Source organism: Saccharopolyspora erythraea (assembly GCF_018141105.1).
In the GTDB taxonomy this organism is placed as follows: Bacteria; Actinomycetota; Actinomycetes; order Mycobacteriales; family Pseudonocardiaceae; genus Saccharopolyspora_D; species Saccharopolyspora_D erythraea_A.
The window spans coordinates 1-12,583 of the sequence record NZ_CP054839.1 but is presented as its reverse complement, the minus strand read 5'-3'; the positions used below and the strand labels follow the sequence as shown (position 1 = coordinate 12,583).

7 protein-coding genes are annotated in these 12,583 nt (G+C 69.2%); all 7 read right to left on the bottom strand.

Translation table 11 applies throughout. The features are described from left to right. Positions 1-14: 14 nt before the first annotated feature. The 7 genes from gyrA to dnaA all read right to left on the bottom strand — a co-directional run bounded on the left by gyrA (position 15) and on the right by dnaA (position 12,583). Positions 15-2,510, bottom strand: a complete 2,496-nt coding sequence (gyrA, locus tag HUO13_RS00035) for a DNA gyrase subunit A (protein WP_211899490.1) — start codon at positions 2,508-2,510, stop codon at positions 15-17. Positions 2,511-2,665: 155 nt separating this feature from the next. Continuing rightward, the gene (gene gyrB / locus HUO13_RS00030) at positions 2,666-4,639 is read right to left on the bottom strand and encodes a DNA topoisomerase (ATP-hydrolyzing) subunit B (protein ID WP_211899489.1); all 1,974 of its coding nucleotides are present in this window, start codon (positions 4,637-4,639) and stop codon (positions 2,666-2,668) included. A gap of 856 nt (positions 4,640-5,495) precedes the next feature. Continuing rightward, on the bottom strand, positions 5,496-6,017 hold the full coding sequence (locus HUO13_RS00025; protein ID WP_211902549.1) for a DciA family protein: 522 nt from the start codon (positions 6,015-6,017) through the stop codon (positions 5,496-5,498). A gap of 106 nt (positions 6,018-6,123) precedes the next feature. After that, a complete protein-coding gene (recF, locus tag HUO13_RS00020) occupies positions 6,124-7,299 on the bottom strand; it encodes a DNA replication/repair protein RecF (protein WP_211899488.1) in 1,176 nt (391 codons plus the stop codon). 158 nt (positions 7,300-7,457) lie between these two features. Further along, positions 7,458-8,339 carry a phosphogluconate dehydrogenase (NAD(+)-dependent, decarboxylating) gene (gnd, locus tag HUO13_RS00015; protein ID WP_211899487.1) on the bottom strand — a complete coding sequence of 294 codons (882 nt, stop codon included), beginning with the start codon at positions 8,337-8,339 and terminating at the stop codon, positions 7,458-7,460. 65 nt (positions 8,340-8,404) lie between these two features. After that, a complete protein-coding gene (dnaN, locus tag HUO13_RS00010) occupies positions 8,405-9,529 on the bottom strand; it encodes a DNA polymerase III subunit beta (RefSeq protein ID WP_211899486.1) in 1,125 nt (374 codons plus the stop codon). Between the two features lie 1,275 nt (positions 9,530-10,804). Then, positions 10,805-12,583, bottom strand: coding sequence for a chromosomal replication initiator protein DnaA (dnaA, locus tag HUO13_RS00005; RefSeq protein WP_211899485.1), 1,779 nt, complete (start codon positions 12,581-12,583; stop codon positions 10,805-10,807).

Genomic DNA, 12,583 nt, shown 5'->3' with positions numbered 1-12,583 from the left:
GGTTACCCGCTCCCCTATTTTTGCTGCTCCGGCCCGGCGGCGTCGGGATCGGCGGCCTCGTCGGCATTGCGTGCGACCGCGACCACCGAGGTCCCGTCCCCGAGGTTCATGAGACGAACACCCTTCGTCTGCCTGCCGGCCTTGCGCACCTCCTTGGCGGTGGTCCTGATGACCCCACCGGTCGAGGTGATCGCGTAGAGCTCATCATCCACTTCGACGATGAGCGCCCCGACCAGCCTGCCACGCTTCCTGTCGTACTGGATCGTCAGCACTCCCTTACCGCCGCGACCCTGCACTGGATAGTCGTCGATGGGCGTCCGCTTCGCATATCCACCGTCGGTCGCGACCAGCACGTAGCGGTCCGGACGGACGACACCCATCGCGAGCAGTTCGTCCCCGTGGTTGAAGCGCATGCCCAGCACACCGGAGGTGGCCCGGCCCATGGGGCGAAGCGCCTCGTCGCTGGCGTGGAAGCGGATCGACTGCCCCTCGGCCGAGACCAGCAGCAGGTCGTCGTCGGCAGAGCACAGCACGGCCCCGACCAGCTCGTCGTCGTCCTTGAGGTTGACGCCGATGAGACCACCCGATCGGTTGGAGTCGAAGTCGGTGAGCCGCGACTTCTTCACCAGCCCGTTGCGGGTCGCCAGGACCAGGTACGGCGCCGCCGTGTAGTCCTTGATCTGCATGACCTGGGCGATGTGCTCGTCGGGCTGGAACGCGAGCAGGTTCGCCACGTGCTGCCCGCGCGCGGTGCGGTTGGCCTCCGGCAGCTCGTAGGCCTTTGCGCGGTAGACGCGGCCCTTGTTGGTGAAGAACAGGATCCAGTCGTGGGTCGAGCACACGAAGAAGTGCGACACGATGTCGTCCTGCTTGAGCTGTGCGCCCTGCACGCCCTTGCCGCCGCGCTTCTGCGCCCGGTACAGGTCGGTCCGGGTGCGCTTGGCATAGCCGGTCCGGGTGATGGTGACGACCACGTCCTCGTCGGCGATGAGGTCCTCCATGGAGACCTCGCCCTCGTGCGGGACGATCCTGGTCCGCCGGTCGTCGCCGTGCTTCTCCACGATGGCCATCAGCTCGTCGCGGATGATCTGGCGCTGCCGCTCGGGCTTGTCGAGGATGTCCTTGAGGTCCTCGATCTCGCGCTCGATCTCGGCCAGCTGGTCGACGATCTTCTGCCGTTCCAGGGCAGCGAGCCTGCGCAGCTGCATCTCCAGGATCGCGTTCGCCTGGACCTCGTCGATCTCGAGCAGGTCGATCAGGCCGGTGCGCGCGTCGTCGACCGTCTGGGACCCGCGGATGAGGTTGATGACCTCGTCGAGCATGTCCAGCGCCTTGACCAGACCGCGCAGGACGTGGGCGCGCTCCTCGGCCTTGCGCAACCGGAAGCGGGTGCGCCGGACGATGACCTCGACCTGGTGCTTGACGTAGTGGCGGATCACCTGGTCCAGCCGCAGCGTGCGGGGCACGCCCTCCACCAGCGCCAGCATGTTGACGCCGAAGGTGTACTGCAGCTGGGTGTGCTTGTAGAGGTTGTTGAGCACCACCTTCGGGATCGAGTCCCGCTTGAGGGTGATGACGATGCGCATGCCGCGCCGGCTGTTGGACTCGTCGGCGATGTCGGAGATGCCGGTGAGCTTGCCCTCGCGGTGCATCGCCGCGATGCTCTCGATCAGGTTGTCCGGGTTGACCTGGTACGGCAGCTCGGTGACGATCAGCGAGGTGCGGCCCTTGGTGTCCTCCTCGACGTCGACCACCGCGCGCATCTTGATCGAACCGCGGCCGGTGCGGTAGGCGTCGGCGATCGCGTTGGTGCCCATGATCAGGCCCCGGGTCGGGAAGTCGGGGCCCTTGATCCGCTCCATCAGCGCTTCCAGCAGCGCCTCGTCGTCGGCCTCCGGGTTCTCCAACGCCCAGACCACGCCGTCGGCGACCTCGCGCAGGTTGTGCGGCGGGATGTTGGTGGCCATCCCGACCGCGATGCCGCCACCGCCGTTGACCAGCAGGTTCGGGATGCGCGCGGGCAGGACGTCGGGTTCCTGGCTGCGACCGTCGTAGTTGTCGGAGAAGTCGACGGTGTCCTCTTCGATGTCGGCGAGCATGTGCATCGCCAACGGCATCAGCCGCGACTCCGTGTACCGCATCGCCGCGGCCGGGTCGTTGCCGGGCGAACCGAAGTTGCCCTGGCCGTCGATCAGCGGGTGCCGCATCGACCACGGCTGCGCCAGCCGGACCAGCGTGTCGTAGATCGACGAGTCGCCGTGGGGGTGGTAGTTGCCCATGACGTCGCCGACGACGCGCGAGCACTTCACGTAGCCGCGGTCCGGCCGGTAGCCGGAGTCGTACATCGCGTAGAGCACCCGCCGGTGCACCGGCTTCAGCCCGTCGCGCACGTCGGGCAGGGCACGGGCCACGATGACGCTCATCGCGTAGTTGATGTAGGAGTTCTGCATCTCCTGCTGGATGTCGACCGGCTCGATCCGGCCGTGTTCCGGCGGCAGGGTTTCCGTCACGAGTGGGGATTCCTTTCAGGCGGGTCAGCGTGTTCCTGCGCCGCCACAACGCGGGCAAGTATTCCCTCGGACCTTTCCCGTTCCGTTGCAAACGGGGCACTGCTGGGGACTGGCCATGGCAAAGGTTCCTCGGGGGATGGCAGGTGACCGCAATGTCAGATGTCGAGCAGACCCGCGTCCTTGGCGTTGCGGGTGATGAACGAGCGCCGGGCCTCGACGTCCTCGCCCATCAGCACGCTGAACAGCTCGTCGGCCGTCGCCGCGTCGTCGAGGGTGACCTGCATGAGCAGCCGGGTCGCCGGATCCATGGTGGTTTCCCACAGCTCGTCGGCGTTCATCTCGCCGAGACCCTTGTAGCGCTGGATGCCGTCTTCCTTGGGCAGCTTCTTGCCCGCCGCGGCGCCCGCCTCCAGCAGCGCGTCGCGCTCCTTGTCGGAGTAGGCGTACTCCGGCTCCGACCGCGGCCACTTGATCTTGTAGAGCGGCGGGCGGGCCAGGAAGACGTGGCCGTGCTCGATCAGCGGGCGCATGAACCGGAACAGCAGCGTCATCAGCAGCGTCTGGATGTGCTTGCCGTCGACGTCGGCGTCGGCCATCAGCACGATCTTGTGGTAGCGCAGCTTCGACAGGTCGAACTCGTCGTGGATGCCGGTGCCCAGCGCGGTGATGATCGACTGGACCTCGTTGTTCTTGAGGACCTTGTCGATGCGCGCCTTCTCAACGTTGATGATCTTGCCCCGGATCGGCAGGATCGCCTGGAAGCGGGACTCGCGGCCCTCCTTGGCCGAACCACCGGCCGAGTCGCCCTCGACGATGTAGAGCTCGCACTCGTCGGGCTGGTTGGACTGGCAGTCCTTGAGCTTGCCGGGCAGGCCGCCGATGTCCATCGCGCTCTTGCGGCGGACCAGCTCCTTGGCCTTGCGGGCGGCCATGCGCGCCTGCGCCGAGGAGACGGCCTTGTTGACGATGACCTTGGCCTCGGCTGGATTGCGCTCGAACCAGTCGACGAGCCATTCGAAGGCGTTGGTCTGCACGAACGACTTGACCTCGGTGTTGCCGAGCTTGGTCTTGGTCTGGCCTTCGAACTGCGGCTCGGACACCTTCACCGACACGATCGCGGCCAGGCCCTCGCGGACGTCGTCACCGGTGAGGCTGCCGTCCTTGTCCTTGAGGAGCTTCTTGTCCTTGGCGTAGGCGTTGACCACGCGGGTCAGCGCGGACCGGAAGCCCTCCTCGTGGGTACCGCCCTCGTGGGTGTTGATGGTGTTGGCGAAGGTGTAGACCGACTGGTTGTAGCCGGAGTTCCACTGCATCGCGACTTCCAGCTCGTGGCCCTTGCCGGACGCGCTGAACGCCACGACCTTCTTGTGGATGGGCTCCTTGGTCGCGTTGATGTGCTTGACGAAGTCCTCGAGCCCGCCCGGGTAGTGGAAGGTGCGCTCGGTGGCGCGGGCGGCGCTGCCGCTGGCGTCCTCGCCGCCCTCGTGCTCCTCCGCGGCGCGCTCGTCGCGCAGGACGATGGTCAGGCCCTTGTTCAGGAACGCCATCTCCTGCAGGCGGCGCGAGATCGTCTCGGCGTTGTACCTGGTCGTCTCGAAGATGGTCGGGTCCGCCCAGAACGTGATGGTGGTCCCGGTCCGCTTCGTGGCCTCGCCCTTCTGCAGGTCGTGGACGGGCTTGGAGTCCTCGTAGCGCTGCCGCCAGACGTGGCCATGGAGGTGGATCTCGGCTTCCAGGGCCGTGGAGAGCGCGTTGACCACGGACACGCCGACGCCGTGCAGACCACCGGACACCGCGTAGCTGTCCCCGCCGAACTTGCCGCCCGCGTGCAGGACGGTCAGCACGACCTCGAGCGTCGGCTTCTTCTCCACGGGGTGCATGTCGACCGGGATGCCGCGGCCGTCGTCGACGACGCGCACGCCGCCGTCGGCCAGCAGCGTGACCTCGACCCTCGTCGCGTAGCCGGCCATCGCCTCGTCGACGGAGTTGTCCACAACCTCCTGCACCAGGTGGTGCAGGCCGCGCTCACCGGTCGAGCCGATGTACATGCCGGGACGCTTGCGGACTGCCTCAAGGCCCTCGAGAACGGTGATTGAGGAAGCGCTGTAGTCGTTCTTCTTCGATGCCACGGGCCTCGGTGTCTCCTAGAGCAGGCTGTTCTGTCAGGGTGGTCCGGTGGGCGGAGCCCACTTGCGCCGCTGCACAGCATCGGGACCAGTGCGGAACGGCGTCACACGGATGGCCGAACCTCAGCGGTGCGCCGCCCGTCGCCCGGCGGCCGTCGGGCGGTGCCGGGGGAGCCGAGCCGCGCCCCTCCAATCGATTCTACTGGTCCCGCCCGACAGAAGTAGGGCAAGGACACCCCTGACTTGCTCACAGAGTCGAGAAATCGGATCAGGACACCATCGGAGAGCGGCAACGGCCCCAGCGAACCTCCTGCGAGGCGTTCGGCGCCCCGCCGACCAACGGCCCCGGACACCCGCGACACAACAGCACCACCGGAGTGGTCCAGGCCACCTAACGGGTGCGATTCACCCCCGCGGCGAATCCCACCCCGCCCTCACACCTCTTATTGGAAGGGGCCTCGACCCGCGCCGACGGCGGGCGCAACCCCGCTATGAGGAAGAGGCGCGGCGGCGGGTCCTGGATTCACCGCTTTCGGGTGGTTGGGGCGTGGCGGTTCGGGCGAGCGGGCTGGAGGGAACCCGCGGTGGCCCGGATGGTGGCCCGGGGGTTCGGGGTGGGGGCGGGATGAGGATCGAGCGGGGTAGCGGGGCGCCGGCCAGTGGCCGGCCTCGCTGACTCAATGCGCGGGCGTGTCGTTTGCGCTGGTCACAGCGCGGTCAGTGGCTGTGCTCGGTTCAGCCGCGACGAGTACCTCGCGACCGAGTCGGTGATGACCGGGTTGGTCGCCGATCCGTATCCCCGTGCAGGGTTCGCGAGCCCAGCCGCCAGCGACCACGGGCGCGGGGCCACGGACGCGGGTCAGCCGTAGGTGTCGCGGGGGCCTCGGCCCGGGATGTGGCGGGGGCCGTGGCGCCAACTCGGCGCGGCCGGGCCCTGGACCTTGATGCGGCGCACGACGTCCTTGCCCACGCCGTCGGCGATGCGCTTGAGGATCTGGCGCTGGAGCAGGCGGAGCTGGGTGGCCCACGCCGTCGACTCGGCCTGCACGCTCAGCTCACCGTCCTTGAGCGCGACCGGCTTGGTGTGTTCGGCGATGTCACCGCCCACCAGGGTCGACCACTCCCCGAACACGCGACCGCCGGAGAGGCGGTCCGCCCAGCCCCGGTCGGCCGCCATCCGGGAGGCGAGCCGCCCCAGCGGCTGCGGGTCGCGGTCGTCGGCGCCCGGCCCCGACCAGCTCCGGCGCCGCCGCTGACCAGCACCGCCGTAGCGGCGGCGGGCCGTCGAGCGCTTCGCCTTCGACTGCTCGCGGGCCGCCTGCAGCGCCGCCCGCGCCAGGTCCGGACCGTTCAGCGCGGCACCGTCGGTGCCCATCGCCATCCCGGTGTCCGCAGAGTTATCCACACCATCCACAGAGTTATCCCCAGATGTGGGTAGTTCGGCTTCGTTAGGTGTGTGCGGCGTCACCCTGCGTGTACCGAGTTGCTCATTCGACACGCCGCACCTCACCTTCGCGTACGTCGAAGCGGACGCCGGTGAGCTCCTCCGGGACGTCCTCCGCCACCGCCGCCGTGACGAGCACCTGCTCGGCGCCCGCCACCAGCTCGGCCAGCCGCGAGCGGCGGCGCCGGTCGAGCTCGGCGAAGACATCATCGAGGATCAACACCGGTTCCGCGCCATCCTCCGCCAGCAGGTGGTAGGAAGCCAGGCGCAACGCCAGGGCGAACGACCACGATTCACCGTGACTGGCGTATCCCTTCGCCGGCAGCTCGCCGAGCATCAGCTCCAGGTCGTCGCGGTGCGGCCCGACCAGCGACACACCTCGCTCCAGCTCCTGCTGCCGGACCCGCTCGAGCTCGGCCAGCAGCGCCTTCTCCAGCACCTCGACGTCGGCCGGCTCGCTCCGCGGCACCCCGTAGCCCTCGGGAAGCGAGTCGCCCAGGCTGCTGCGGTAGCGCACGTCGGCGACCCGGCCCGAGGGCGCGGTCTCCTCCGCGGTGGCCGCGACGTTGGCGTACGCGCTGGTCACATGGGGTGCGATGGCCGCGACGAGGTCCAGCCGACCGGCCAGCAGCTCGGAGCCGTAGCGCGCGAGGTGGCTGTCCCAGACCTCGAGGGTGCGCAGGTCACCGCCCGACCCACCGCGTTTGGCGGCGCCGGCCGACTTGAGCAGCGCGCTTCGCTGCCGCAGGACGCGGTCGTAGTCCGAGCGCACGCCCGCATAACGGGGAGCACGGGCCACGAGCAGGTCGTCGAGGAACCGCCTGCGCTCGCCCGGGTCGCCGCGGACCATCGCCATGTCCTCCGGCGCGAACAGCACCGTGCGCAGGATTCCCAGCACATCGCGCGGCTTGCCGGCCGCACCGCGGTTGATCCGCGCGCGGTTGGCCTTGCCCGGGGTGATCTCCAGCTCGACCAGCAGCTCGCGCCCGTGGTTGACCACCGCGGCACGCACCACCGCGCGCTGCGTGCCGTAGCGCACCAGGGGTGCGTCGGTGGCGACCCGGTGCGAGCCGAGCGTGGCTACGTAGCCGAGCGCCTCGACCAGGTTGGTCTTGCCCTGGCCGTTGGAGCCGACCAGCACGGTCGGCCCCGGCTCGAAGGTCAGGTCGGCGTGCGGCCAGGACCGGAAGTCGGTCACTTGGAGATGGCGGACGTACACGGCGGTCCAACATAGTCGTGGGTGCCGCCCGCGCGGTGCGGTTCACCGAGCGGGCATGACCGGAGCCGATACGACGACTGATCGATTTGTCGACAAATCGATGTGGCGCGGTGGGTCCGGTGCGCGCCCTCGCGGATGCGCACCGGACTCAGCGGCGATCAGCTCTTCTGGACGGAGTGCCCGCCGAACTGGTTGCGCAGCGCGGAGACCGCCTTCATCGCGGGCGAGTCGTCCTGCCTGGAGGCGAAGCGCGCGAACAGCGCGGCGGTGATCACCGGAGCGGGCACCGCGTTGTTGATCGCTTCCTCCACCGTCCAGCGGCCCTCGCCGGAGTCGCTGACGTAACCGCGCAGCTGCTCCAGCTCCGGGTCCTCCTCGAGCGCCCGCACCAGCAGGTCGAGCAGCCAGGACCGGACGACGGTGCCGCGGCTCCACGCCTTGATGGTCGCGGGGACGTCGGTGACGACGTCGGAGGCCGCGAGCAGCTCGAAGCCCTCGGCATATGCCTGCATCAGGCCGTACTCGATGCCGTTGTGCACCATCTTCGCGTAGTGCCCCGCGCCGACCGGCCCCGCGTGCGCGAAGCCCTCGTCGCGCGGGCCCTCCGGACGCAGGGCGTCGAAGATGGGCATCGCCCGCTCGACGTCCTCGGCGTCACCGCCCGCCATCAGGCCGTAGCCGTTGTCCGCGCCCCAGACACCGCCCGACACGCCGACGTCGACGTACTTGATGCCCTTCTCCACCAGCAGCGCGGCGTTGGCCTGGTCATCGGTGAACTTGGAGTTGCCGCCTTCGATCACCAGGTCGCCCGCCGAGAGCAGCCCGGCGAGCTCCTCCACGGTCTGCCGGGTCGGGTCGCCATGCGGAACCATGATCCACACGATCCGGGGCCCGGACAGCTTCTGCACCAGGTCGGCGATCGATGCGACGTCGCTGACCTCCTGGTTCCGGTCGTAGCCGACGACCTCGTGGCCAGCGGCGCGCAGCCGCTTGCGCATGTTGAAACCCATCCGGCCGAGACCGACAAGTCCGAGTTGCAACCCGATCTCCCTAGAACGATTCCGTAATCGGTGGCGCGTGCCACCGCTTGGCACGTGCTCGCGGTTCAGCCGGGCAGGCGAACCGGCATGAGCAGGTAGAGGTAGCCCTCCGCCACCTCCCCATCTTCCCCGACCGGCTTGAGCACCGCCGGTCGGTTCGATGTGGTGAACAGCATCTGCGCGCGGTCCGACTTCAGCGCGCCCAGGCCGTCGAGCAGGTAGGCCGGGTTGAACGCGATCGTCAGCGCCTCACCGACCAGCTCCACCGGCAGCTCTTCTTCCGCGCTGCCCTCGTCGTCGCCGCCGGCGGTCAGGCGCAGGCCCGCGTCGGAGAACTCCAGCCGCACCTGGGTGCCGCGCTCGGCGACCAGCGAGACGCGCTTGATCGCCTCGACCAGCGGCGCGACGTCGACGATCGCGGTCACCGCGCTCTCCGAGGGCAGCAGCTGGCGGTACTTCGGGAACTCCGCGTCGAGCAGCCGGGTGGTGTTGCGGCGACTGTTGCCGGAGAGGCCGAGCAGGCCGTCGCCGGAGGCCAGCGAGATCTCGACCTTGTTGCCACCGGTGCCGAGGGTCTTGGCCGAGTCCGACAGCGTCTTGGCCGGCACCAGCACGGAGGTGTCCTCGATGCTGGAGCCGGGCTCCCAGGTGAACTCGCGCATCGCGAGCCGGAACCGGTCGGTGGCGACCATGGTCAGCCGGTCGGCGTTGATCTCCATCCGCACGCCGGTGAGCATCGGCAGCGTGTCGTCCTTGCCCGCGGCGACCGCGACCTGGGAGACGGCCTCGCTGAACAGGTCTCCGGGAACCGAACCCGCGTGGTCGGGCATCGCGGGCAGCTCGGGGTAGTCCTCGACCGGCATCGTCGGGAGGCTGAACCGCGAGCTGCCGCAGGTGATGGTCACGCGCGAGCCGTCGACGGTGATCTCGACCGGGCGGTTCGGCAGTGCCTTGGTGATGTCGGCCAGCAGCCGGCCGGAGACCAGGGTGCGGCCGGTGGAGTCGATCGAGGCGTCGATCGTGACCTGCGCCGAGACCTCGTAGTCGAAGCCCGAGATGGTCAGCGCCTCACCTGAGCTGGCGTCGAGCAGCACTCCGCCCAGCACCGGCACCGGCGGCCGCGACGGCAGGCTGCGCGCCACCCAGGCGACGGCGTCGGCGAGACCGTCGCGTTCCACGCGGATCTTCATGGGTGTCCTTTCGGTTTCAGCCGTGGCTCGGCTGCCGGAGAACTGTGGTCGAGCCTGGGCACTTCGGGGTCGAACCGCTTCGGGCGCGGACGCCGTCGCAGCGGTCCCGCGCGACTGCGGCGAGCACGAAGAGCGGCTACCGGCCTTCGCGGGAGTTCCACCGTAGAGCGTTCGCGGTGAACGCCGCATCCGGGTCGGGGCACTCGGCGGGAGCGGTCGACCCCGCCACCGCGAGTTGTCCACTTGTCCACCGCCCCTTCTCTTCTTTTCTTTTTTCTTTCAAGAGAAGAAAAGAGCGCAGTAGTAATAGGGGCTGTGGGTTGTGGGGACAGCCGCTGTTTGCGCTGGTGGTGCGGCGGGTCGGACTGTGGATGAACACTGGGTGTAACCGGTGGATGGTTCCTTCGGGTGGTGGACAACTTCGGCCTCCCCCAGGTTCATCCACAGCCATCCACAGTTGTCCACACCCCCATCCACAGCTGGGGCCCGAGTTGTACCCATCCCCTGCGGATTTTCCCCATCTCCACCGATCGGGGTGTGGGCGGATCTGTGGGTTTCCTGTGATCAACTGCCCGGAGCCTGTGGGTCGGCTGTGCACAGCCTGTGGGTGGATTGGGGAGAACTCCAGGTCAGGTCTGGGGATGGGTCGACTGTGGACAGCTGGCGCCGCGGCGGGTTTTTCTGGCGCGGGGGTGAGGCGAAGAACACCCGGGGCCCCAGAAAAGAACCAGTGCCCTGGAAGCATTTCCGTGTACGCGGTGGCGTTACCGCGGGACGCGCAGTAGTCGAATCCGGGGTATCGCGGGCGCCGGCGGATGCTGCGGAACTTTTCTGCTGGGGCGGTGGGGTCGCGCCGGGGTGGGTCGACAGAAAGATCTGACGTCCGAAGCCGGGGTCATCGGAACCGCCGCGCGCTCTCCGCGCGCCTGGCCAACCGCGCCCCGGGACCCTGATCGGAGCCGTCCACACGACTGCGGACGGCCGGCCGCCGCATCGGTAGCGCCGACGGCGGCCCTCGGGCCCCGCTCGCGGGCATTCCGGGTCGATCTCCGCGACAACCGGCTCAGGCCGCCGCTGCCGGCGTGGTGCGCGGCGGCAGCCACGACCGCCCTCGGGATCGAGGCGCGGGTTTTCTGGCCGAGGGGGCGGCTCGCGCCGGGGTGGTTCAGCAGAAAGATTTCACGTCCGCCCCGAGGGTGGCGAGCCCGGCGCGCGACACGTCGCGGTGACGCGGTTGAGAGAGGTGTGGAGATGAACTGAGAGAGCCCGAGGGCGTCAGGAGCCGCGCGACTGCTGCTTGATGCGGGAGGTCAGCTCCTGCACCTGGTCGTAGACCCGCCTGCGCTCGGCCATCTCCTTGCGGATCTTCTTGTCGGCGTGCATGACCGTGGTGTGGTCGCGGCCGCCGAAGCTCTGGCCGATCTTCGGCAGCGAGGAGTCGGTCAGCTCGCGGCACAGGTACATCGCGATCTGCCGCGCCTGCGCCAGCGCCTTGGTCTTGCCCGGGCCGCACAGGTCGTCGATGGTGACGCTGAAGAAGTCGGCGGTCACGGCCATGATCGTCGGCGCGGTGATCTCCGGCGTCTGGGAGTCCGGGATCAGGTCGCGCAGCACGATCTCGGCGAGCTGCACGTCCACCGGCTGCCGGTTCAGCGACGCGAACGCGGTGACCCGGATCAGCGCGCCCTCCAGCTCGCGGATGTTGCGCTCGATGCGCGCCGCGATGAACTCCAGCACGTCGGCGGGCGCGTTCATCCGGTCCTGGGCCGCCTTCTTGCGCAGGATCGCGATCCGGGTCTCCAGCTCGGGCGGCTGGATGTCGGTGATCAGACCCCACTCGAACCTGGTGCGCAGGCGGTCCTCCAGCGTCCGAAGCCCCTTGGGCGGGCGGTCGGAGGACACCACGATCTGCTTGTTCGAGTTGTGCAGCGTGTTGAAGGTGTGGAAGAACTCCTCCTGGGTGCCTTCCTTGCCCTCCAGGAACTGGATGTCGTCGACCAGCAGCACGTCCACGTCGCGGTAGCGGCGCTGGAAGGCGACCTGGCGGTCGTCGCGCAGCGAGTTGATGAAGTCGTTGGTGAACTCCTCGGTGGACACGTAGCGGACACGCATCCCCGGGAAGAGCCGTTGCGCGTAGTGCCCGACCGCGTGCAGCAGGTGCGTCTTGCCGAGCCCGGACTCACCCCAGATGAACAGCGGGTTGTACGCGCGGGCCGGCGCCTCGGCCGCGGCCACCGCGGCGGCGTGCGCGAAGCGGTTCGACGCGCCGATGACGAAGGTGTCGAAGGTGTACTTCGCGTTCAGCCTGGTCTGCGAGGTCGGCGGGGCGTGCTTGGGCGCGGTGAACGGCTGGCCCTGCTGGGCCTCCGGCGCCTGGCCGCGCCCGAACGTCGGCCAGATCTCGTTGGCCGCGTCGATCCCCTCGCGCTCCTCGTCCACCTCGTCGTCGGACTCCGGGGCCGCCTCGGACTCGCCCTCGTGCGGGGTTCCCGCCGTGAGCTCGGCCGCGGTCGGCCAGTCGTGGTACTCCGTCGTCGGGTAGTCCCCGCTCTGGTAGTCGACCACCCGCGGCTGCTCGGCCGTCGGGTAGTGGTTGTCGCCACCGGGCAGCGACCCGGTGACCGGCGGGGTGAAGGAGTCCGGTCGCGGTGGCGGCAGGTAGGAGGACGAGGTCGAGATGTAGGGCGAGACACCGGCCTCGGCGAAGCCGGCCGGGCGCTCCGGACTGGCGATGCTGTCCCGGGTGGGCCACGATTCCGTGGGAGGCGGGGCGGGCCTGGTCGGGGCCTGGACCGCGGTGTCGACCTTCACGGCCAGCGAGACGTCGCGGCCGAGGCGGCGCGACAGCGCGTCGGTGATGGGTTCGCGCAGCGCGCGTTCGATGGCTTCCTTCGCGAAGTCGCTGGGCGCGGCCAGCAGCGCCGTCCCGTCCAGCAGGCCGATGGGGCGCGTCACGCGCATCCACGCGCGCTGCTGGGGTGAGAGCGTGCCGGAGGACAGCTCCTGCACCACCTCTTCCCAGACCCGGCCAAGATCCGCCTGGTGGTCGGCCAC

Bases quoted from the DNA above. Each gene is read 5' to 3' on its own strand.
- dnaN (WP_211899486.1), bottom strand. From the start codon at position 9,529: ATGAAGATCCGCGTGGAACGCGACGGTCTCGCCGACGCCGTCGCCTGG.
- HUO13_RS00025 (WP_211902549.1), bottom strand. From the start codon at position 6,017: ATGGCGATGGGCACCGACGGTGCCGCGCTGAACGGTCCGGACCTGGCG.